16 protein-coding genes are annotated in these 22,429 nt (G+C 68.4%); 13 read left to right on the top strand and 3 right to left on the bottom strand.

What is annotated here, in order from left to right; genetic code table 11:
• Positions 1-53: 53 nt before the first annotated feature.
• Complete coding sequence (locus tag UK23_RS16015; protein ID WP_045312322.1) at positions 54-2,261, bottom strand: SulP family inorganic anion transporter; 2,208 nt, start codon at positions 2,259-2,261, stop codon at positions 54-56.
• 375 nt (positions 2,262-2,636) lie between these two features.
• Complete coding sequence (locus UK23_RS16010) at positions 2,637-2,954, bottom strand: hypothetical protein (protein WP_045312321.1); 318 nt, start codon at positions 2,952-2,954, stop codon at positions 2,637-2,639.
• Between the two features lie 169 nt (positions 2,955-3,123).
• Here UK23_RS16010 and UK23_RS16005 point away from each other — a divergent pair, with 169 nt between their 5' ends.
• From UK23_RS16005 to UK23_RS15960, 11 genes are all read left to right on the top strand, one after another.
• Positions 3,124-3,969 (top strand): helix-turn-helix domain-containing protein, encoded by an 846-nt coding sequence (locus tag UK23_RS16005; protein WP_045312320.1) that lies wholly within the window; start codon positions 3,124-3,126, stop codon positions 3,967-3,969.
• A gap of 32 nt (positions 3,970-4,001) precedes the next feature.
• The gene (locus UK23_RS16000; protein WP_231114516.1) at positions 4,002-4,184 is read left to right on the top strand and encodes a DUF397 domain-containing protein; all 183 of its coding nucleotides are present in this window, start codon (positions 4,002-4,004) and stop codon (positions 4,182-4,184) included.
• 318 nt (positions 4,185-4,502) lie between these two features.
• Complete coding sequence (locus UK23_RS15995) at positions 4,503-7,334, top strand: AfsR/SARP family transcriptional regulator (protein WP_045312318.1); 2,832 nt, start codon at positions 4,503-4,505, stop codon at positions 7,332-7,334.
• A gap of 69 nt (positions 7,335-7,403) precedes the next feature.
• Positions 7,404-7,559 (top strand): hypothetical protein, encoded by a 156-nt coding sequence (locus UK23_RS51600; protein ID WP_156213144.1) that lies wholly within the window; start codon positions 7,404-7,406, stop codon positions 7,557-7,559.
• 11 nt (positions 7,560-7,570) lie between these two features.
• On the top strand, positions 7,571-10,537 hold the full coding sequence (locus UK23_RS15990; RefSeq protein ID WP_045312317.1) for a helix-turn-helix transcriptional regulator: 2,967 nt from the start codon (positions 7,571-7,573) through the stop codon (positions 10,535-10,537).
• A gap of 120 nt (positions 10,538-10,657) precedes the next feature.
• Positions 10,658-11,410 carry an ABC transporter ATP-binding protein gene (locus UK23_RS15985; protein WP_045312316.1) on the top strand — a complete coding sequence of 251 codons (753 nt, stop codon included), beginning with the start codon at positions 10,658-10,660 and terminating at the stop codon, positions 11,408-11,410.
• Positions 11,411-11,417: 7 nt separating this feature from the next.
• Positions 11,418-13,943, top strand: a complete 2,526-nt coding sequence (locus UK23_RS15980) for an ABC transporter permease (protein ID WP_045312315.1) — start codon at positions 11,418-11,420, stop codon at positions 13,941-13,943.
• 475 nt (positions 13,944-14,418) lie between these two features.
• Positions 14,419-15,681, top strand: a complete 1,263-nt coding sequence (locus UK23_RS15975; protein WP_045312314.1) for an extracellular solute-binding protein — start codon at positions 14,419-14,421, stop codon at positions 15,679-15,681.
• On the top strand, positions 15,678-16,655 hold the full coding sequence (locus UK23_RS15970) for a carbohydrate ABC transporter permease (RefSeq protein WP_196777756.1): 978 nt from the start codon (positions 15,678-15,680) through the stop codon (positions 16,653-16,655). The genes UK23_RS15975 and UK23_RS15970 overlap by 4 nt, the downstream gene beginning before the upstream one ends.
• 4 nt (positions 16,656-16,659) lie before the next feature.
• Positions 16,660-17,484, top strand: coding sequence for a carbohydrate ABC transporter permease (locus UK23_RS15965; protein ID WP_045312313.1), 825 nt, complete (start codon positions 16,660-16,662; stop codon positions 17,482-17,484).
• A gap of 2 nt (positions 17,485-17,486) precedes the next feature.
• Entirely contained in the window at positions 17,487-18,893 is a 1,407-nt protein-coding gene (locus tag UK23_RS15960; protein ID WP_045312312.1) for a GH1 family beta-glucosidase, read from the top strand.
• A 79-nt stretch (positions 18,894-18,972) separates the two neighbouring features.
• Here the strand turns inward: UK23_RS15960 and UK23_RS15955 are convergent, their stop codons facing one another.
• Positions 18,973-20,160 carry an esterase-like activity of phytase family protein gene (locus tag UK23_RS15955; RefSeq protein ID WP_045312311.1) on the bottom strand — a complete coding sequence of 396 codons (1,188 nt, stop codon included), beginning with the start codon at positions 20,158-20,160 and terminating at the stop codon, positions 18,973-18,975.
• Between the two features lie 72 nt (positions 20,161-20,232).
• Between UK23_RS15955 and UK23_RS15950 the strand changes: the two genes are divergently transcribed.
• Positions 20,233-21,255 carry a GNAT family N-acetyltransferase gene (locus tag UK23_RS15950; protein ID WP_045312310.1) on the top strand — a complete coding sequence of 341 codons (1,023 nt, stop codon included), beginning with the start codon at positions 20,233-20,235 and terminating at the stop codon, positions 21,253-21,255.
• Positions 21,256-21,339: 84 nt separating this feature from the next.
• Entirely contained in the window at positions 21,340-22,359 is a 1,020-nt protein-coding gene (locus UK23_RS15945) for a LacI family DNA-binding transcriptional regulator (protein WP_419503882.1), read from the top strand.
• The last annotated feature ends 70 nt before the right edge of the window (positions 22,360-22,429 follow it).

The raw sequence follows: 22,429 nt of genomic DNA, 5'->3' as shown, positions 1-22,429 counted from the left end.
GATGAAGGGAACCTTCATCCACGTCAGGTGGATGAAGGTTCCCTTCATCAGTTTCAGGCCGGGGCGGGGACCGGTTCCAGGCCGTTGCGGTCCGGGTCGACCAGGTAGACGCGGGCGTTCGAGATGTCGAAGTACATGCCCTTCAACGTCAGCGTGCCCGCCGCGATCGCCTCCCGCACGCTCGGGTAGCCGAGCAGGTTGTCCAGCTGTTGCGCCACGTTCGCGACCGCCAGCCGATCCGCCACCGGAAGTTCCGAGCAGCCCGGCGAGGTCGGCGCGTGGAAGCGGATCAGTGACGGTTCGGCGTTGCGCAGCCACGAGTGCAGGTGCGAGCCGCGCGTCGTGGAACCCCTCACCAGCGCCTTCATCGCGCCGCAGTCGGAGTGTCCACAAACGACGATCGAGCCGACGTTCAGCACCTCGACGGCGAACTCGATCGCCGCCCCGACGGACCTGTCCTCCGTCGAGGCCATCGGCACGAGATTTCCGATGTTGCGCACGCAGAAGAGGTCACCCGGCCCGGACGTGGTGATCAGGTTCGGCACCACGCGGGAGTCCGCGCAGGTGATGAACAGCTGCTGCGGTGACTGCCCGCGCAACGCCAGCTCGTGCAGGAACGGCCGCACCAACGGCGCCGACCGCCGCTCGAACTCGTGCATGCCCAGCAGCATCGGGTCGCTCTCGGCAGAAGAACGCTGCTCCGGCAGCGTGACCGGCGAGCCCTGCCAGTGCGACCACGGCGCGAACCAGCGCGGCAGCGGACCGGGCAACGTCTTGCGCCGCCCCGGTTTTCCCTGGTCGGCGCGGTCGTACCAGGTGTCGTGCACCTCGTCGACGTCCACCCGGCCGCCGAGCCGTTCGTAGCCCTCGCGCCAGTCGTTGATCGCCTCGTACGACGCGTGGTCCAGGTAGTCGACGTGCAGCTCCAGCACCACGTGCTGGCCGGCCGGCAGCCGCCGCAGCTCGCGCACGAGCCGCCCGACTCCCAGGAACACCAACGATCCGCGCACGCACACGCGGTTGCCCTCGACCCGCACCGAGCAGTGCGTCAACCGGTACAACGCGCGCAGCAACGCAATGGCCAAGCCGACGACCACGCCTTCGAGCAGTCCGAAGAGGACGACGCCCAATGCGGTCGCCGCGTACACCAGGAACTCGCGGTGCTTCAACAACGTTCGCATGCGATCAACGGAAACGAGCTTCAACCCGACGACGAACAGCACACCCGCCAGTGCTGCCAACGGGATCATTTCGAGCACGCTCGGGAACGCCAGCACCGCCACGCCGATCCACACGCCCTGCAGAATGGCGCTGTAGCGGGTTTTCGCGCCCGCCGCGACGTTCGTGGAGCTGCGCGCGAGCCCGCCGCTGATCGGCAGCCCGCCCAACGCGCCCGCGAGCACGTTGCCGGTGCCCTGCGCGATGAGCTCCTTGTCCAGCCGGGCACGCGGCCCGTCGTGCAGCCGATCGGTCGCGACCGCCGACAGCAACGACTCCATGCTCGCCACCAGCGCCACCGTGACGATGGCCGTGACCACCGCTCCGACGCTGCCCCGCGGCATCTCCGGGAACACCAGCGCGTGGCTGTCCGGCAGGTCGACCCGCGCGACGTCGAGCTTCAGCACGAACGCCAGCAGCGTGGCCGCACCGACCGCCACCAACGGCGCGGGGATCAGCGAGGCCCGCGGAACCCGGGGCCACAGCAGCAAAGCCGCGATCGCGACCGCACCGGCCACAACGGACCCGAGGTTGGACGAAGCCAGTTCTCCCGGCAGCTGCGCGAGGTTCTCCGGCACGGACGACAACGCCGTACCGCCCAGCACCACCACGAGCTGTCCCGCCGCGATGGAAATACCGATACCGGCCAGCATTCCGTGCACCACGGCGGGTGACAGCGACATCACCAGGCGGCTGATGCCGGTGAGCCCCAACGCCAGCTGCAGCACCCCGGCGGCCAGCGTGATCGCCGCCGTCGCCGCCCAGCCGAACTGCGCCACCAGCGACGCGACGATCACCACGAGCCCGGTGCCGGGCCCGCTGATCTGCAACGGTGCTCCGCTGATCGCGCCGACGACCACGCCGCCGACGACCGCGGAGATGATCCCGGCCATCAGCGGCGCGCCCGTGGCGTGCGCGATGCCGAGCGACAACGGGATCGAGATGAGGAACAGCACGAAGCTCGCGGGCAGGTCGTGCTTCAAGATCAGCGGTGGGCCGTGCGGGGTGTGATCGCCGGCGTCGGACTTCTGGAGATGGCTCACGACAAGGGTCCTTTCCTCGGAACAACGGGACATGGCCCTGTGCGGTCGGCACAGGGCGAGGGGGGAGGGGAGTCGGCTAGAGGCGCCCTAAGGGCAGCAGGAGGCGCGGCCGAACGGCAGCGAGCGCGTCGGCGCGGTCATGCGGGGTCGGCACGGGAACACCTCCGTGTCGGCACAGGCATCGGGTCTCGATCAGGCCGCGTCGCCATCAATGATGGGGCCGGAAACGGTGCTGTGGCAGATCTTTCAGCCAACCGTGTTGATCTTGACTCGCAACGTCACGTCAGGTGACGAGAAAGATGGGCCGGCTCCGGTCGGGGGGTGCGGAGCCGGCCCAAGTCAGGACGGAACTGAAGAACTATCGAGTTTCGGAATTCAGCCTACCGAGCGCAGGTGCTTGCCGTGTGAAGTCTCCTGGCCGACCACGGTCAGGATCAGCTGCGCCGACAGGTAAGCACGGCACGGTGCGGGCATCCTGCGCGAGAACCAGCCGCGCTTGCAGGTCGCGCACCGGCCGTGCTCGTCGGGCTGGTGCTCGTCCAGCAACGCCTTGACCACCGCGACCACCCTCGGCAGCTCTACCCTGGCGAGCACGAGGGCGGTCTGGTCGTCGCCGCGCTGGGCGAGCTCGGTGAGTGTGGCCAGGTGCGAGTGCAGCGACTTGTCCAGTTGGCTGAACACCGTGACGGCCATCAGGCTCAGAGCTCCAGTCCCTACGTAAGCAGCCCATGCAGACTGGCCCGCCCTCCCGGCGATCTGCAAGTTGCAATACACGAATGGATGACGTCTCTTTGCGACGCCCTGGTTCGGTCTCAAACTGAGACGTGGAACCAGGAGGTGTGGATGGCACCCAGGAGGAGTTATGCGGGGTAGCAGCCCGACCCTGCGCAAGCGCCGGCTCGTGAGCGAGCTCCGGCGCCTGCGCGAAGCGGCCGAGCTGACGATCGAGGAGGTGGGCGAGCGTCTCGAGTGCTCGGCCTCCAAGATCAGCCGCATCGAGACGGGACGCGTGGGGGTGAGCCCGCGAGACGTGCGGGACATGCTCACGGCCTACGGTGCGGACGGCGCCACCCTCGAGGAACTGGTCCAGCTCGCCAGGGAGGCCCGCCGCAAAGCGTGGTGGGACGAGTTCGGCGACATCGTGCCCGGCCGCTACGTCGGGTACGAGGCCGATGCGGACTCGATCAGGACCTATCAGGGCCTGATGATCCCCGGCCTGCTGCAGTGCGAGGCGTACACGAGGGCGTTGATCTCCCAGGTGCTGCCGGATGCGAGCACCGCCGAGATCGACCGCAGGGTCCGGTTGCGCAAGGCACGACAGGCCTTGCTCAGCGAAGACGACCCGTTGCGCCTGCACGTCGTGATCGACGAGGCGGCCCTGCGCAGGCTCGTCGGCGGCACCGGGGTGATGCGCACCCAGATGGCGCGTCTTCTCGAAGTTGGTGCGCTGCCGAACGTCACGATGCAGGTCGTGCCGTTCAGCGCCGGTGGTCATGCTGCGATGGACGGCCCGTTCGTCATCCTGAGCTTTCCGGAGCAACTCGACCCCGACGTCGTCTACATCGAAAGCACACGAAGTGGCGTCTACCTGGAACAACAGTCGGACGTCCATTGGTACGCCGAGATGTTCGAGCGTTTGGTGAAGTCCGCCCTGAACACCAGGGATTCGGCGACCCTGATCACTGAGATCGCTCGCACTCTCGCGTGACTGCGACCGGGAGTGAACAGACAGTGGAAAGCTTGCGTTGGCGCAAGAGCAGCCGTTCGTCCGCCGGTGGACCCGAGTGCGTGGAGATCGCGCTCGTCTCAGCCGGTGCGGCGGTCCGTGACAGCAAGAACGCCGACGGCGCGCGGTTGAGGTTCGGCGACGCCGGCTGGGAGACCTTCCTCGCCGCCGCGAAGACCGGCTCTTTCGTCTGCTGAGAAGACAGATGCCAGAAGGCCCCGACCGGAATTCCGGTCGGGGCCTTCTGCGCTTAGGGGACGTGGGCCGGCCGGCGTTCCGCCGCCGCGGGCTGGATGCCCCTTGCACGCCGGCCGACCCACGTCGATCATGGGGAGCAGCGGGTGTTCCGCTGTCCGGTCCAACCTGTTCCGACTGCTCGATCTCCGGTTTCCGTTGATCTCGCCGTCTGTGGTTGGTTGGACACGCTAAGCGTAAGAATGCCTTCTACAGCACGACTGGAGCCCGACTGAAGTGATCTTCAAGCTCCAGGTGGCCACCAGGCGAAGGACAGGTCGGTGACGCACGGCGAGGAACCCCTGCGGTTCGAGGTTCTCGGCCTCCTCCGGGTCGTTCGCGCAGGTCACGAGGTGGATCTTGGTGCCGCGAAGCAGCGCGCCGTCCTCGCGGTGCTGCTGCTCGCGCGCAACACCCCGGTCAGCAGAGGCCAGATCATCGAGGCCGTCTGGGGCGACAACGTGCCCTCGAGTGCGGTCAATCTGGTCCAGACCTACGTCGCCGGACTGAGACGAGCCCTCGAACCGAGCCGTGCTCGCCGCGCTCCGGCCGAGCTGCTGACGTCGGTCGGTGACGGCTACCTGTTGCGGGTCGAGTCCGGTGCGCTGGATCTCGACGTGTTCGAACGCCAGGTGCTGCTCGCGAACCGCATGCGCGCGGCCGGTGATCTGGCCGGAGCCGCGGTCGAGCTCGACGACGCTCTGGCGTTGTTCCGCGCCGAGCCTCTTGGTGGCGTTTCGGGCCTCTTCTGCGATGTCGAACGCGGTCGTCTCGTGGAACGCCGTCTGGCCGTGCTCGAAGAACGCGCTGAGCTCGGTCTGGCGATCGGCCAGGGTCCGGAGCTGGTGTCTCAGCTGACCTCGATGGTCGTCGAGCACCCGTTGCGCGAACGCGGCCACGGCTTGCTGATGCGCGCCCTGGTCCAGGCGGGTCGTCAGGCCGAGGCTTTGGCCGCCTATCGAGAAGCCCGGCGCGTGCTGATCGAGGAGCTCGGCGTCGAACCGGGGCCCGAGCTTCGTCGCGTGCACCAGGCCGTCCTCGCCGGGGACAGCCCCGAGCCCGAACGCGCACCCGTTCGCGTGCCTGTTCAGGCCGCTCCCGAACCCGCTCCGGTGACGATCCCCGCACAGCTCCCGCGTGCGCCCGTCTCGTTGATCGGCCGGGACGGCGAGCTGGCGGCGATGGATCACCTGCTCGCTGCTCACGACGGCCCGGTCATGCTGATCACCGGCCCGGCCGGCGTCGGCAAGACCGCGCTGGCGCTGCACTGGTCGCACCGGGTGCGCGAGGAGTTCCCGGACGGTCAGCTCTACGTCGACGTCCACGGCTACGACCCGAACCGCGAGCCGCTGGAGATCGGTGAGGTCCTCAACCGGTTCCTGCGCGCTCTCGGCGTCCCGGCCGGCGACACCCCCGTCTCGGTGGACGAACGGTCGGCTCTGTTGCGGACGTTGCTCGCTGACCGCCGCATGCTCGTGATGCTCGACAACGTGCGTGGCTCGGCTGACTTGCTGCCCCTTTTGCCGGGCGCGCCTTCGTGCGTCGTCGTGACCTCACGCCGTCGTCTGGTCGGCCTGGTCGCGCAGGTCGAGGCCAAACTGATCGAGCTGGACATGCTCGACCCCGAGGCTGCCGTCGACGTGCTGGGCCGCATCGCCGGCCGGTCGGACATCGAGGCCGACGCTCTGCGTGAGCTGGCCGAGCTGTGCGACGGTCTGCCGCTGGCGTTGCGCATCGCCGCCGCCCGTCTCGCCGTGTCGCCACGTCTGCGCGTGGCCGAGCTGGTCGAGGAACTGCAGGACGAGCACGGCCGCCTGGCCGCGCTGGGCCTGGAGGACGGCGAGGGCACCGTACGCGCCGCTCTGGACGCCTCACGCCGTGCGCTGCCGCCGGTGCCGGCGCGGTTGCTGGCGATCATCGGCCTGCACCCCGGCGCCGATCTCTCGGCCCACGTCGTCGCGGCGATGGGTGATGTGCCGCTGCTGGAAGCGCAACGGGCGTTGGACGCCCTGACGGCCGCCAACCTGCTCTCCGTCGGCGAACCAGGCCGGCACGTGGCGCACGACATGGTCCGCGTCTACACGAAGACGTTGGCGGGTGAACTGTCCGAACCGGAACGCCGCGCCGCGACCGGCCGCATGCTGGACTACTACCTGCACTGCGCCGACCTGGCCGACGGGATGCTCCCGATCAACCGGGGCAGCGTCCTGATCACTCCCGAACATCGTCCTGCGCACGTGCCCGCCTTGACCGGCGCGGCCGACGCGATGGCCTGGTTCGACACCGAACGCGCCAACCTGATCGCGGCCACCGAGCACGCCTCCTCGTCCGGCTGGCACGTGCACGCCTGGCAGCTGCCGTACACGTTGTCGCGGTACCTCTGGCTGCGGACCGAGCGCGAAACCTCGTTGCGCATCACCGAAGCCGCCCTGCAGGCCGCCATCGCCCTGAACGACGACGACGCCCGGTTCGTCATGCAGTTCAACCTGGGCGTCGCTCTGCTCCAGCTGGAACGCCACGACGAAGCACTGCTCGCCCAGCGCGGCGCGCTGGAGGTGGCCCGCCGCAAGGGAGACGTGCACCATCAGGCTCGTGCGCTGACGACCGTGGCGGGCACTCTGATGGACCTGGGCCGTTCCGCCGAGGCCGAGGCCCACTACCGCGAGGCCATGGAGATCTCGCGGATCGCGGGCTCGAAGTGGGCAGAGGCCAACGCCCATCATCACCTGGGGCTGCTCTACCTGACCACGCAACGGTTCGACGACGCGATGCCGTGGCTCCGGGTCGCGCTGCGGATGTACCACGAGGTGGGCGAGCAGTGCGGCGAGGCGGCGTGCCACGTGGACATCTCCACGGCCCTGCTCGAAACCGGTGACACCGAGGGCGCTCTGTCGTCAGCCCGTGTGGCCCTGGCCGTGGCTTGCGATGCCGTCTCGCCGTATCACCAGGCTCTGGCACACGACCGGCTCGCGGCGGTGTTCGACAAACTCGGCGCGGCGGGTGCGGCGGCGCACTGGCAGCGTGCGCTCGCGTTGTTCACCGAACTCGGTGCTCAGGAGGCGGACGGCATCCGTGCCCGGCTGGCTCGCGCGCGTGCGGTGACGGTGGGGTAAGGGGTTCGTCGCGGAGAACTGCGTGATCGCCTGATGCCTGAGGTGAGGCCTCAGGACCAACCTGGTGCCATGACCGAATGGACCCCTGAGGCGATCAAGGCAGAGATCGACTACCGCCGCTCCAACGCACAGTGCAACTGGCAGCGCTCGCACAGTCGCACGCCGTCGTGGATCTCCCGAGTGATCCACCGCACCTCTGCGAAACACAGCGGCACTTCCGCATGACCTGTGCGAGCATGCCACTTGTGGCGCGCCTGGGTTCTGGAATTCCGCTGGTCGCGCGCGACCGCGAGCTGGACCGGTTGCGCGCCGCTTTGGCGCAGGCGGGGAACGGCACCGCGGGAGCGATTCTCCTGGCGGGCGACGCCGGTGTCGGCAAAACGAGACTCATGGACGAGCTGGCCGCCAGCGCCGACGACACGCTCGTCCTCATGGGACGGTGCCTGGACGTCGGCGAGACCGGCCTGCCGTACCTGCCGTTCGCGGAAGCCCTCAGCACCCTCAAGGACGCCGCGAACCGGCCCGCGCTCGCGATGTTGCTGCCCCAGCTGGCACTTCCGGCCGCGCGCGAGCCCGGCACCGAGGGCATGATCGCCCCGAGCCTCATCCCAGGACGCAGGCCAGAGCAGGACGTCGGTCAGCTCCAGCTGTTCGACGCCGTGCTGGGCCTGCTGACCGACCTCTCCGAACGCCGGCGCGTCCTGTTCGTCGTTGAGGACCTGCACTGGGCGGACGCGTCCACGCGCTACCTGCTGTCGTTCTTGTTGTCCCGCTTGCGTTCTCAGCGGATCCTGATCGTCTGCACCTACCGCGCGGACGACCTGCACCGCAGCCATCCGTTGCGCCCCTTGCTGTCCGAGCTGGTCCGGCTGCCCGCCGTCGATCGCCTGGACCTGACGCCGTTCAGCGCCGCGGACGCCCGCAGGTTCGTCGAAGCCCTGAGTGACGACCTCCCGGAGGACGTCGTCCAGCAGGTGGCCGAACGGTCCGAGGGCAACGCCTTCTTCGCCGAAGAACTGATCGCGGTGGCGACGTGCGCCGACCGGACGCTCCCGTCGGCGCTCGCGGACGTGCTGCTGAGCCGGGTTGAGCTCCTCAGCCCCGAGGCGCAGCACGTGGTGCGCGTGGCCTCGGCCTGGGGGCGCCGGGTGAAGCACTACCGGCTGCACGAGGTCGCTGGCATGGCGGACCTCGCGTTCGACACCGCGTTGCGCGAGCTGGTCCAGCACCACCTGCTCGTCGTGAACGACGACGAGGTCTACTCGTTTCGCCACGCGCTCGTCCGGGAGGCCGTCTACGGCGACCTGCTGCCCGGCGAACGGGTGCGGTTGCACGCTGCCTACGCCCGGCACCTGGCCCAGCGGCTGGACGAACGCGGTTCCTCGGCCGCTCTTGCCCACCACGCCTTCGAGAGCCACGACCTGCCGCAGGCGTTGAAGGCCTCGATCCAGGCCTCGAAGGAGGCCGAACGAGCCGGTGCGCCCGCGGAGTCGTTGAGGTACCTGGAAAAGGCGCTCAACCTGTGGAACGCGGTCCCGGCGGCGGAGCGTCCGTCCGATGTGGACGAATCGGTGCTCCTGCGCAGAGCGTCCTGGGTCGCGGGCACGGCCGGGCAGCCGGAACGCGCCGTCGCTTTCGCCCGCAGCGCCACGAAAGCCATCACCGAGGACCAGACGCCGGAAGAGGCCGCCGAGATCTGGCTGCGGCTGTCGCAGGCGCTGGCGATCCTCGACGGCAACGAGGTGGAGCACTTCCAGGTCCTCGGCAAGGCGATGGACCTCGTGCACGACCGCGAACCGAGCCCCACGCGCGCCCGTGTGCTGGCGGGCAAGGCGTCCTCGCTGCGGCAGGAACGGGAAGACGACGCGGCGCGGGAGATCGCGTTGCTGGCGATCGAGGACGGGCAGAAGGTGAACGCGCCGGGTGCGGTCGCCGACGCACTGGGCACGCTCGCCATCCTCGACGACCACGCGATGAGGCACGACGAGGCCAAGGTCAGCTTCGAGCGCGCGATCAAGGCCGCGCGCGAGGTCGGCGCGTTCAACAACGAGCTGCGGGGTTGGTACTACTACGGCCTGATGCACTACGACCAGGGCGAACTGGCCGAGGCGGCGCGCGTCTTCAACGAGGCGGGTAACCGGGCCAAGGAGACCGGCCTGACGTGGAGCATGTTCGGGCTCGAGATCCGCATCCTCCAGGTGCTCGTGCACTACTACATCGGCGACTGGGACTACGCGGCGTGGGCGAGCGAACCGCCCGGCATGTCCGTGTCGTCGACTGTCCTGGCCCGGCTGGCGTCGGCGAGCACGCACCTCACGGTCTCGCGCGGCGACCTGGCCGAGTCCGAACGGATGATCACGAAGCTGCGTGCCGACTGGCACCGCGACATCCAGATCGCCCTGATCAACGGCGGTACCGGTGCCGAACTCGCGTTGTGGCGCGGACGTCCGGAGCTGGCGGTCGAACGCGTCACGGACGCGCTCGCGTGGGCGCTCAAGCTCGGCGGGCCGTGGATGCTCGCGGGCATCAGGATCGGCGCGATCGGCATCGCGGCGCACGCGGAGATCGCCGCGAAGGCCCGCCGCAAGCGCGACGCCGAGGCCGAGAAGAAGGCGGTCGAGGAGGGGCACAAGCTCGCCGAGCACGTGCGGCTGACCGCGGAGAACGGCAAGCCCCGCGCCGGAACCCTCGGCCCGGAAGGACGTGCCTGGTTCGCCCGTGCGCTCGCCGAGGAGTCCCGGTTGGGCGGCTCCGGCGACCCGGAGCTGTGGCAGAAAGCCGTCGACGAGTTCGGCTACGGCGTGGTGTTCGAGCAGGCGCTGTGCCGGTGGCGGCTCGCGGAGGCGTTGCTGGGCGCGGATCGCCGGGACGAGGCCGCCGAACAGCTGCGTCTGGCCGACGAGGTGGCGACCAGGCTCAAGGCCGTGCCGCTGGCCGAGGCCGTCGCGTCGTGCGCCAAGCGCGCCCGCATCACCCTCAGGGCTGACGAACCCGCACGGGAGCACGTCGACCTCTTCACCCCTCGCGAACGCGACGTGCTCGCACTGGTCGCCGCCGGACGGACGAACCGCGAGGTCGGCGAGGAGCTGTACATCAGCGAGAAGACCGTTTCCGTGCACCTTTCCCGCATCATGGCGAAGCTGGGGGCGTCGCGGCGGGCGGAAGCGGTGGCGATCGCGTACGACCGGGGTCTGCTGGAATAGCGCCGGTTGTCATACCTCAGGCTGATGTGCAACGCGTCGCGGAGTTGATGTCCGCGTACTCAGCGAACTCATAGCTTTCTCCTCGTCAAGGAATGAACCCCTGTGAGGAAGGCAAGCGACATGTCTGCACTGGTGTCCGAGGTCGGCACCCGGACCGCCGCGGCGGCCCACAACCTGGTGAAGGTCTACGGCAAGGGTGACACCGCGGTGCGGGCGCTCGACGGCATCAACGTCGCGTTCGAGGCTGGCCGGTTCACCGCGATCATGGGCCCGTCCGGCTCCGGCAAGTCCACGCTGATGCACTGCCTCGCGGGACTGGACACGGTGGACGGTGGCTCGATCCACATCGGACAGACCGAGATCACCAAGCTCAACGACAAGGACCTGACCAAGCTGCGCCGCGACCGCGTCGGCTTCGTGTTCCAGGCCTTCAACCTGCTGCCGACGCTGACCGCCCAGCAGAACATCCTGCTCGGTCTCGAGCTCGCCGGCCGCAAGCCCGACCAGCAGTGGTTCGACACGATCGTCAACGTGCTGGGCCTGCGTGACCGCCTGCACCACCGTCCGACCGAGCTGTCCGGTGGCCAGCAGCAGCGCGTTGCGTGTGCCCGCGCCCTGGTCGCCCGTCCCGAGGTCATCTTCGCCGACGAGCCGACCGGCAACCTGGACTCCCGCAGCGGTGCCGAGGTCCTCGACTTCCTGCGCATGTCGGTCCGCAAGCTGGGCCAGACCGTGATCATGGTGACGCACGACCCGGTGGCCGCGAGCTACGCGGACCGCGTGGTGCTGCTCGCCGACGGCCGGCTCGCGGGCGAGATCCACCAGCCCACCACCGAGTCCGTCGTCAACGCTCTCACGCACCTGGGGGCGTGAGCCAAAGATGCTGAAGACGATCCTTGCGGGCCTGCGCGCCCGCACGGCGAGGCTGGTGCTGTCCAGCATCGCCATCGCGCTCGGCGTCGCGTTCGTGACGGGCACGCTGGTGCTCGGCGACGCCGTCGAGGCCCAGACGAGGGACAACTTCGCCCGCAGCGCCCGCAACGTGGACGCCGCGGTGCACCTCGCTGACAACAGCGACAACACCGTGATGAGGGACGGCATCCCGGCCGACGTCCTGCAGAAGGTCCGCTCCACCCAGGGCGTGGCCGGCGCGGACTCCCGCGAGTACGCCAGCGCCGCACTGCTCGGCAGTGACGGCAAGGCGCGCAACGCGGCGGTCCAGCCGTTGCCGTCGACCGAGAAGCTGCGCGACTTCAACCTCAAGGAAGGCAAGTTCCCGGCGAAGGCCGACGAGGCCGCGATCGACGTCAAGACGGCGCAGATCGCGAAGCTCAAGGTCGGGGACAAGCTCAAGCTGCTCGACAAGGACAACGTCGAGCACTCGTTCAGCATCGTCGGCACCTACCAGCAGGGCGCCAGCAGCATGTCCATGTCCGGCAGCGACCACGTCGTCGTGTCGCCGGAGGGACTGCGCACGATCGTCCCGGACCAGCGGATCTACGAGATCGTCGCCGTGGCCGCGCCGGGTGTGTCGCAGCAGCAGCTCGTCGACAACATCGGCAAGGCCATCGGTTCCGGCTACAAGGTGCAGACCGGTGAGCAGCTGACCCAGGAGACGCTGGCCCAGGTCGGTGACGCCGCCGGCGAGATCAAGACGTTTCTCCTCGCGTTCGCGGCCATCTCGCTCATCGTCGCCGGCATGGTCATCTACAACACCTTCACGATCCTGGTCGCCCAGCGCACCAGGGAACTCGCACTGCTGCGCTGCGTCGGTGCGGAACGCGGCCAGGTCTTCCGCAGCGTGCTCGCGGAAGCGCTCTTCATGGGTCTCGTTGCGTCGGTGCTCGGCATTCTGGGCGGCCTCGGTGTTTCGGCCGGCCTGCAAGCCCTTGTCGGTACGGTTGGTGGCCCGAGCGGCGACGACGTCCAGATCCGCCTGCCGATCTCGTGGGTGACCATCGCCGCCGGCTTCGGTGTCGGCGTGCTCGTGACCGTGCTGTCGGCCGTGCTGCCGGCTCGCCGCGCCACGAAGGTCGCCCCGGTGGCCGCCCTGCGCTCGCAGCCGGACAGCCATGACGACGTGGCCCGCACCGGCAAGGTCCGGATCATCGTCGCCTCCCTGATCGCGCTGATCGGTGCCGCAGGTGTGTACTTCGGCCTGCAGCAGGAGAAGGAAGAGCCCGCGATGTTCATCACCGGCGGCGCCGTGATGGTGCTGCTGCTCGCGGTCCTGCTCGTCGGTCCGTTGTACGTGCCGCTGGTGAACCGCCTGTTCGGCAAGGCGCTGCGCGGTGTCCCGGCCAAGCTGGCCTCGGCCAACGCGGGCCGCAACCCGAAGCGCACCGCCGCCACCACGGCGGCGCTGATGATCGGCGTGACCATCGTCGCGATGGTGACCGTCGTGGCCGGCAGTGGCCGCGAGACGATGAACCAGCAGGTCGACAAGCGCTTCCCGGCCGACTACGAGGTCAGCTCGAACGTCTGGAACCAGCCGCTGACCCAGAAGTTCGCCGACGAGCTGTCGAAGGTCCGCAACGTCTCCCAGATCGCGCCGGAACTCAGTGCGTACGGCGAGTCGGACAAGCTCAAGTACGGCGACGTCACGGGCTACCCCGCGGACGCGATCGGTTCGCTGGTGCGTCCTGAGCTGGCCGGCGGCACGCTGACCGGGCTCAAGGACAACGAGATCATCCTGCGCGAGAAGGAGGCCAAGGAGGCCGGCCTGTCGATCGGCTCGTCGCTGAAGATCAGCGACAAGGAGTTCAAGGTCGTCGCGCTGATCAAGGACAACAGCTACGGCGCCGGCATCGTGACGCTGCCCGCGGCCCAGTCGATCCTGAAGGACAACGCGCCGAAGGGCTACCAGAAGCTGCTGGTCAAGCTCGCTCCCGGCACGGACATCGCTGTTGCGCGTGCCGACCTGGAACGGGTCATCGCGACCTCACCGGTGGCGGTGCTGAACTCCGCGGCCGAGACCAAGGCCGAGCTGAACTCGCAGATCGACCAGGTGCTGCTGTTCATCTGGGCCCTCGTCGGCCTGGCGCTGATCATCGCCCTGTTCGGCATCGCGAACACGCTGACGCTGTCGGTGCTGGAGCGGACTCGCGAGTCTGCGCTGCTGCGGGCTTTGGGTCTCACTCGCGGCCAGCTGCGGCAGATGCTGGTGGTCGAGTCGATCCTGATGGCGCTGATCGGTGCGGTCGTCGGTGTGCTGCTCGGCGCCGGGTTCGGGTGGCTGCTGGTCCAGGCGATCTCCAATGCGGAGTTCCAGATCAGCTTCGCCATCCCGTTCGGTCAGATCGGCGTCATGCTCGGCCTGGCGGTGATCGCGGCGGTGATCGCTGCCGCACTGCCGGCCCGCCGGGCGGCCCGGAACTCCGTGGTCGCGGGGATGGCCGAGGCGTAGGACACCCTGCCTGGCCCCGGTTCGTCGGGGGACCGAACCAGGCGGGTTCGAGCGGGCGGAAACAGGGGCCGCGCGCTCGGGGGATCGGTGGAGGTCCGGTGCTGTCGGGGCACCGGGCCTCCGCTGCGTTGCCACCCGGTTCACCTGGCTGAACAGTCGCTACCCAGCTGTCCGCGGACTCAACCGGAAGTTCGCGAAAAAACTTCGACGGCGCGCGTCACTTTCGGCCCGAAACCCCCTCTACCTGGGGTGAGGGACGACCGGAGCGAGGGCCCGGTCGTCCCTCTTCGTCGTCTCCGGGGCCCGCTCAGGTGGCCCGGCGGACACGCTCGGCGTTCCGGTCCAGGTTTTTGTTGCCTGCCCCTACAAAGTTACGGAACGATGTCGACCGCTTGACACCCGCGCCTCTCCGGTTGAGTGTGAGAGCGCTCTCATCACAGTTAAGCGCCGCTCACGGCGTCGTCGAGGAGGACGGATGAGCAGAAGGCTGGTCGGCAGCGTCGCTGCGACCCTCGTGATGGTTCTGGCCGCGGGATGCGGCGGGAGTTCCGGGGCTGACGGCAAGGTTGAGCTGTCGCTGGGCCTGTTCTCCGACTTCGGGTACGACAAGCTGATCGAGGAGTACCAGGCCTCGCACCCGAACATCAAGATCGAACAGCGCAAGGTCAAGATGGAGCAGCACAACACGCAGCTCGCGACGCAGCTCGCGGGTGGTCGTGGGGCGGCCGACATCGTGGCGCTGGAAGAAGGCGTGGTCTCCCAGTTCCGGGCGTCCAAGGACAAGTTCGTGAACCTCGCGGACTACGGCGCCAAGGACCTCAAGGACCAGTGGGCCGGCTGGAAGTGGAACCAGGGCACCGCGGACAACGGTGAGTTCGTGCTGGGGCTGGGCACGGACATGGGCAGCCTGGGTCTCTGTTATCGGCGCGACCTGTTCGAGGCGGCCGGGCTTCCGACGGACCGGGATGCCGTCGCGAAGCTGTGGCCGACCTGGGCGGACTACGCGAAGGTGGCGGACCAGTTCACGGCCAAGACGCCGAACGTGAAGTTCGTCGACACCGGCCGCAACGTCTACAAGGCCATCCTCGACCAGACCGAGGAGGGCTACTTCGCCAAGGACGACTCCTACATCGCGGACAAGAACGCTGCGGTCAAGACGGCGTTCGACACGGCGGCGGCGCTCGGCACCAAGCAGCAGACCGGTGCGCTGGAGCCGTTCAGCCAGGACTGGAACGTCGCGCTGAAGCAGGGTTCGTTCGCCACCACGACGTGCCCGGCCTGGGCGATGGCGCTCATCAAGGCCGGTGCCGGTGACGGTGCGGCCGGCAAGTGGGACGTCACGACCGCGCCCGGCGGTGGCGGCAACTGGGGTGGCTCGTTCCTCGCGATCCCGAAGCAGGGCAAGCACCCCAAGGAGGCCTACGAGCTGGCCAAGTGGCTGACGTCTCCCGAGCAGCAGAAGCGGATCTTCAAGGAGACCGGCAACCTGCCCAGCCAGCCGAAGGTCTACCAGGACGCCGAGGTGCAGGCGACGGTCAACGAGTACTTCAACAAGGCGCCGGTCGGCAAGGTCTTCGCGACCTCCGCCGAGTCGCTGAAGCCGACCTACCGCGGCACGAAGGACTCGAAGGTCACGCCCATCTTCAACAGCGCGCTGCAGCGGGTGGAACAGGGCAAGCAGCCCGCCGCGGACGCGTGGACGCAGGCGTTGAAGGAAGCGCAGGACGCCGTCAAGTGACGGCGGTCAGCACGAAGACCGAGGCGGCCCAGGCCGCCTCGGTTCCTTCTTCTCCGGAACCGAAGCGCTTCTGGCTGAGCGGCTGGGACGCCAGGTACACGCCGTACCTGATCATCGCGCCCTTCTTCCTGGTGTTCGGGATCTTCGGGCTCTACCCGCTGGTGTACACGGCGTGGGTGTCGCTGCACGACTGGCAGCTGATCGACGGCAACCAGGGATTCGTCGGTCTCGCCAACTACGTGGAGCTGTTCGGCGACGCCAAGTTCTGGAACGCGCTGTTCAACACGCTCAGCCTGTTCGTGCTCTCGACGGTGCCGCAGCTGCTGGCCGCGCTGGGGCTCGCGGCACTGCTCGATCGCGGCCTGCGGGGCAGCGCGTTCTGGCGGGCGGGTGTGCTGCTGCCCAACGTCATCTCGGTCGCCGCGGTGGCGCTGGTGTTCGCGCAGTTCTTCGGCCGCGACTTCGGCATCGTCAACTTCCTGCTCGGGTTCGTCGGAATCGACCCGATCGACTGGCGCGCCGAGACGTGGGCCTCGCATCTCGCGGTGTCCACAATGGTCATGTGGCGCTGGACGGGCTACAACTCGCTGCTGTACCTGGCGGCCATGCAGTCGGTGCCGAAGGACATGTACGAGTCGGCCACGTTGGACGGTGCGTCGCGCTGGCGGATGTTCTGGGCGATCACCGTGCCGTCGATCCGGCCGACGATCCTGTTCACCGTGGTGACGTCGACGATCGGCGGTCTGCAGCTGTTCGCGGAGCCCGCGCTGTTCGACCCGGGGTTCGCCGCCAACAACTCGAGCGGCGGCTCCGACCGGCAGTTCCAGACGCTGGTGATGTACATGTACGAGAAGGGCTTCCGGTTGTTCGACGCCGGGTACTCGGCCACCATCGCGTGGATGCTGTTCGTGGTCGTCCTGCTCGTCGCCGTCGTCAACTTCACGCTGACGCGGCGCATCGCGGGCAAGGGGTGATCACGTGAAGAACGCCAAGGCAGGACCGCTGCTGTACGGGTTCCTGGTCGCCGTTCTCGCGGCGTCGGTGTTCCCGCTGTACTACTCGTTCATCGTGGCGTCGAAGGACAACTCGGTCCTCGGCGAGAAGGTGCCGCCGCTGGTGCCCGGCGGGAACCTGGTCGAGAACATCACGCGCGTCTTCGACACCGTCGACTTCTGGCTCGCCATGCAGAACTCGTTCATCGTGGCGGCGACCGTGGCGATCTCGAACGTCGTGCTGGGCACGCTCGCCGGGTTCGCGTTCGCGCGGCTGCGGTTCAAGGGGCGCGACTCGTTGTTCATCGTCGTGCTCGGTACCGCGATGGTCCCGACGCAGCTCGGCGTGATCCCGTTGTACATGTTGATGTCCGACCTCGACTGGTACGGCACGCTGCAGGCGGTGATCGTGCCCGCGCTGATCGGGTCGTTCGCGGTGTTCTGGATGCGGCAGGCGTGCGAGGAAACGGTGCCGTACGAGCTGATCGAAGCGGCGCGCGTCGACGGGTGCTCGGTGCTGCGGACGTTCTGGCACGTCGGTTTCCCGGCGGTGCGGCCGCAAGCCGCGGTGCTGGGCATGTTCACGTTCATGACGGCGTGGAACGACTTCTTCTGGCCGTTGATCGTGCTGGACCCCAACGACAGCCCGACGGTGCAGGTGGCGCTCTCGTCGCTGGCCAGCGGGTACTACACCGACTACTCGTTGATGCTCGCCGGTGCCTCGCTCGCGGTGCTGCCGGTGATCGCGATCTTCGTCCTGCTGTCGCGCCAGATCGTCGGCGGCATCATGCAGGGCGCGGTGAAGGGATGAGAATGACGACCGATTCGGACGTCGAGGTCGGGCGGGAGGTGCTGACCTTCCCGCCGGACTTCCTGTGGGGAGCAGCGACCGCGGCGTTCCAGATCGAAGGCTCGACCACAGTGGACGGTCGTGGTGCCTCGATCTGGGACACGTTCGCGGCGACGCCCGGCAAGGTGCTGGCCGGAGACACCGGTGACCCGGCCTGCGACCACTACGAACGGTACGAGTCCGATGTGGACTTGATGAAGTCGCTGGGCCTGGCTTCCTACCGGTTCTCCGTCGCGTGGCCCCGGATCCAGCCCAGTGGCAGCGGGTTCGTGGAACCGCGCGGGCTCGCGTTCTACGACCGGCTGGTGGACTCGTTGCTGGAGAAGGACATCCAGCCGCTGGTCACGCTGTACCACTGGGACCTGCCGCAGGTCCTGGAGGACTTCGGCGGCTGGCGCAACCGCGACACGGCCTACCGCTTCGCTGATTATGCCGCCCTCGTGCATGACCGGCTGGGCGACCGCGTGCAGGCGTGGACGACGCTGAACGAGCCGTGGGTGTCCGCGTTCCTGGGCTACGGCAACGGAATCCACGCACCGGGCATCACGGACGCGGTGGCGTCGCTCGAAGCGGCGCACCACCTGCTGCTGGCCCACGGCCTCGCCACCCAGGCGTTGCGCGCGCAGGCACCGGAGTCGCACCGGCTGTCGATCGTGCTCAACTTCAGCACCGTCTGGGGCGACGACGCCGAAGCCGTGCGGAAGGTCGACGGGCTGCAGAACCGCATCCTGCTCGACCCGATCTGCGGCCGCGGGTACCCCTTGGACGTCCTCCAAGACACCACCTGGCTGGGTGACTGGACGAACGTGGTGCGCGACGGGGACATGGAGACCATCGCGACCCCGGTCGACTGGATCGGCGTCAACTACTACAACCCGACCCGCGTGGCGCCCGCAGATCCGGACTTCGTGCCCGCCGGGCCGCACGCGGGCCTGCGGGGCGTCACCATTGAGCCGCCGCAGGGCGAGCTGACCGGGTTCGGGTGGGAGCAGAACGCCGACGCGTTCACGGAGTTGCTGGTGCGCCTGTCCCGCGACGCCGGCGGGGTGCCGCTGGTCGTCACGGAGAACGGGTCGGCGTTTCCGGACGTGGTGGACCCCGCTGGTCGCGTGTACGACGTCGAGCGGACGAAGTACCTGGTGGACCACGTGCGCGCGGTGCACCGGGCGATCTCCGAAGGCGCCGACATCCGCGGCTACCTGGCGTGGTCGCTGCTCGACAACTTCGAGTGGGCGGCCGGGTACTCGCAACGGTTCGGGATCGTGCACGTCGACTTCGAGACGCAGCGGCGCACGGTCAAGGAAAGCGCGGTCACGCTCTCCCGGATCATCGGGCAGAACGGGCTTCCCGCGCACGGCTACGCCGTTTAGCCGATCTGACGGGCCGAGGGGGCCTTGGTGCTCTCACCTGCGGATACAGCTGTGCCACAGGTGAGAGCGCTCTCTTGTGCTACCTGCGACGGAGCACGCGAGGATCGGCGTGCAGGTTGTCCGCGAGCCTGATGGTGATGAACTCGTTGTTGTCCGGCTTGCCCGGAGTGCGGCCCGACGACGACGGGAAGTTGTTGTCGTTGAGGATCGCGATCGTGCGGTCGTCGAGGATCGTGACGTCCTCGATGGTGATGAACGGGAACTTGAACGGGTTCGCCTGACCGCCGACGTTCTTCGGGTTCGCGATGTTCAGCAGATCGACGACGAGGGTCTTGTCGAGCTTGCCGTCGTTGTTCCGGTCGCGTTTGTCGGCTAGGTAGACGCGCTTGTGCTTCGCGTCCGCGCCCTGCCCGTTGTCGCGTTCGATGATCAGCAACCGGTTGCTGTCGACGGCGATGGCGTCGCCGATCGCGAAGCCGGGGTCTTCCAGCTGGTACTTCCACGTCCTGCCGGTGAAGGCGTTGCCGGCGATGCCGAACTCGTTGAGGCGCAGCGTGCCCGGCGTGTCACCGGCGACCGTGCCCTCCAGCAGCGCGTTGATCGTCTTGCCGTCGGGGGACAGCGTGATGCCCTCGAAGCCCTTGCTGCCGCCCAGGTTCGGGTTGCCGGCGGGGTTCTCGGGTGAGCGCACACCGGGCAGCGGGACCGGCGGTGCCATCAGGCGGCCGGCACGGTCGAAGTGCAGCAGGTACGGGCCGAACTCGTCGCCCATCCAGTACGTGCCGTCGGCGCCTCTGGTGACCGACTCGATGTCGATGTCCGCGCCGGTGATCACCCGGTCCGGCCTGGTCAGCGGGAACGGGATGTGGCTGTTCGGGTCGGTGAGCGTGATGCCGCCGACGACGTCGACCGCGCCGGTCTTGAAGTCCGGCGCGATGCGGTTGATGCGCAGCAGCCAGTCCGCGCTGTTGGCCTTGGCCCCGTAACCGTTGTCGGAGATGGCGTCGAACGTGCCGTCGCTGTTGCGGACCAGGCCGCTGAAGCCCTGGATCGGCTGGTCGGCGAACGGCGGCGTGACGCCGTTGATCGGGGCCGTGCCCAGTGCGGCGCCGCTCGGTTCGCTACCGGGCAGGTAGGTCTCCGCCGGCAGGAACGCGAAGTTCGTCAACGTGGCTTGGCGCGGCCCGGATGCGGGGGCGGCGGTGGTCGGCGCCGCCAGCGCGGTGACGGTGAGCAGTGTGAGGCCTACAGCCAGTGTTCTCCTCATGTCGCGAACCCTATGTGGAGCGTTTTACCCGTGGTTCGTCTCGCGGCAACAAGCTCGGTGAACTCTTGACGCATGACCACGACCTGGCGCATGCGCTTCGAACTCAGCGACAGCCCCGGCGCGCTGGCCCGCGTCACCATCCGGCTCGCCGCGGCCGACTGCAACGTGCTCGCGCTGCACGTGATCCCGGTTCCCGGCGGAGTGCTGGACGAGATCGTCGTGCGGGCGGGCGAGGGCGTGCTCCCCGCGGATCTGGTGGAGGCCGTGCGCAGCGAGGGCGGCAAGTGCGTCGGGATCACGGGAGCGAACCTGAGGGATCTCGTGGACGAACCGACCGCGGTGCTGCGAGCCGCCAGAATGGCGCTGGCCGAGCCGGACAAGACGGCCGAGGCGCTGCGCCAGGTGCTGGGCGCCGACTCGGTGACCCACGGCGAGGCGAGCGACGGTCAGGTTCAGCTGGGCGACCTGGTGGTGCGGCGCGGCTGGAGCCGGCTGACGCAGGTCGAGATCGCGCGGGCGCAGGCGTTGCTCGATCTCGTGGACACGCCCGCGCCCGCGATGCGAGGGATGCTCAGCGATGACGGCGTGGCACTGGTTCTGCGTCCTGGCACCGCGGCGGACGAGGACGCCGTCGCCGAACTGCACACCCGCTGTTCCATGAAGACGTTGTTCAACCGCTACCACTCCGGCATGCGCACGGTGCCCCGCCGCTGGCTGCACCGGCTGCTCAGCCCGCCGCGCGGCACCACGATCGTCGCCCAGTGCGCGGACCAGGTCGTGGCGCTGGGCCAGCTCATCCACACCGGCACCCCGGCCTGCGCGGAGGTGTCGCTGCTGGTGGAAGACGCGTGGCAGCAACGCGGCGTTGGCGCGGCGATGCTCGGCGCGTTGGCCTCCGACGCTCGTGCCGCCGGCCATGCCGAACTCGTCGCGTGGTGCCTGCCGTCGGAAAGCGCTCTCGTGCGGACGGCCGCTCGTGCCGGTCTACCTGCCACGACACGCCGGGAGGACGGCCTGCTGAGGGTCTCGATCGCGCCGCGCGGGCGTGCGGTTATGCCCCCGATTGGGACAGCCATGGCTGAAAAAACACGATGAACAGCGCGGAAACCCTCCTCGGAGATCGCTTGCGGCTAAGCTGACCGGCGGCTCAAAGGTTTTCATCGAGGAGTGGTGGTGCACGTGTCCAACCACGCGCGTCCGACGCTGGAGGACGTGGCCGCGAAGGCTGGGGTCAGCCGCGCCACGGCGTCACGAGTGCTGAACGCGTCGCCGCGGGTCAGTCCCGAAGCGCTGGAGGCCGTCAACGCCGCCGTGCAGGCCCTGGGCTACCAGCCGAACCGTGCCGCGCGGGCGTTGGTCACGCGTCGCACGGGTGCGGTCGCGGTGGTGTTCTCCGAGCCGGAGCCCAAGATCTTCGACGACCCGCACTTCGCCCGGCTGATCCGTGCCGGGGCACGTGCGCTGGCCGACGTCGACGTGCAGATGGTGTTGATGCTGGTGCACTCGCCTGACGACCAGGCTCGAGCGCATCGGTTCCTCGCCGGCGGCCACGTTGATGGAGCGCTCGTGTTCGCGCCGCACCGGAACGACGAGCTCGTGTCGATCGTGAAGAAGCTGCCGCTGCCGGTGGTGTACGCCGGTAAGCCCTGGGGGTCGTTGCGGGGGATGCACCTCGTGGACAACGACAACGAGGGCGGTGCCGTGCTGGCGACCGAACACCTGAAGTCGCTCGGGCGCAAGAAGATCGTGCATGTTTCCGGGCCGTTGGACGAGTTGTCCGCCATCGACCGGTTGAACGGGTTCAAGGCCGCTACCGGGCTGGATGACAAGGGCGTCGCGAAGGTCACCGAGGACGGTGGGTTCACTCGCGAAGGCGGGCGGAAGGCCATGGCGGCGTTGCTGGCGAAGATGCCGGCTCTGGACGCTGTGTTCGTGGCTTCCGACCTGATGGCCGCTGGGGCGTTGGAGACGTTGCACGAGGCTGGGCGGCGGGTTCCTGAGGATGTTGCTGTGGTCGGGTTCGACGACCATGTCGCGATTGCCGAGCACACGGCTCCGCCGTTGACTTCGGTGCGGCAGGATTCGGATGAGCAGGTCAAGCACATGGTCGAGCATCTGATGAAGCTACTTCGGGATGAGACGGTCAAGTCGAAGAAGCAGATGCTGCCTACTGTGTTGGTGCGGCGGGAGTCGGCCTGAGGGTTCGGGGCTGAGGTTTCTGTCGGACCTGCGTTGGCTTGCGTTCCGTTTGGGGGTGCGCGGTCCTTGC

This window comes from Lentzea aerocolonigenes (assembly GCF_000955955.1).
GTDB classification, from domain to species: domain Bacteria; phylum Actinomycetota; class Actinomycetes; order Mycobacteriales; family Pseudonocardiaceae; genus Lentzea; species Lentzea aerocolonigenes_A.
The sequence above is the reverse complement of the archived record's forward strand: the minus strand, read 5'-3'. Positions and strand labels throughout refer to the sequence as shown.

Coding starts and splice junctions, on each gene's coding strand:
- UK23_RS16010 (WP_045312321.1), bottom strand. CDS start 2,954: ATGGCCGTCACGGTGTTCAGCCAACTGGACAAGTCGCTGCACTCGCAC.
- UK23_RS15950 (WP_045312310.1), top strand. CDS start 20,233: ATGACCACGACCTGGCGCATGCGCTTCGAACTCAGCGACAGCCCCGGC.
- UK23_RS15975 (WP_045312314.1), top strand. CDS start 14,419: ATGAGCAGAAGGCTGGTCGGCAGCGTCGCTGCGACCCTCGTGATGGTT.
- UK23_RS15990 (WP_045312317.1), top strand. CDS start 7,571: ATGCCACTTGTGGCGCGCCTGGGTTCTGGAATTCCGCTGGTCGCGCGC.
- UK23_RS15985 (WP_045312316.1), top strand. CDS start 10,658: ATGTCTGCACTGGTGTCCGAGGTCGGCACCCGGACCGCCGCGGCGGCC.
- UK23_RS15955 (WP_045312311.1), bottom strand. CDS start 20,160: ATGAGGAGAACACTGGCTGTAGGCCTCACACTGCTCACCGTCACCGCG.
- UK23_RS51600 (WP_156213144.1), top strand. CDS start 7,404: ATGACCGAATGGACCCCTGAGGCGATCAAGGCAGAGATCGACTACCGC.
- UK23_RS15980 (WP_045312315.1), top strand. CDS start 11,418: ATGCTGAAGACGATCCTTGCGGGCCTGCGCGCCCGCACGGCGAGGCTG.
- UK23_RS16005 (WP_045312320.1), top strand. CDS start 3,124: ATGCGGGGTAGCAGCCCGACCCTGCGCAAGCGCCGGCTCGTGAGCGAG.
- UK23_RS15960 (WP_045312312.1), top strand. CDS start 17,487: ATGACGACCGATTCGGACGTCGAGGTCGGGCGGGAGGTGCTGACCTTC.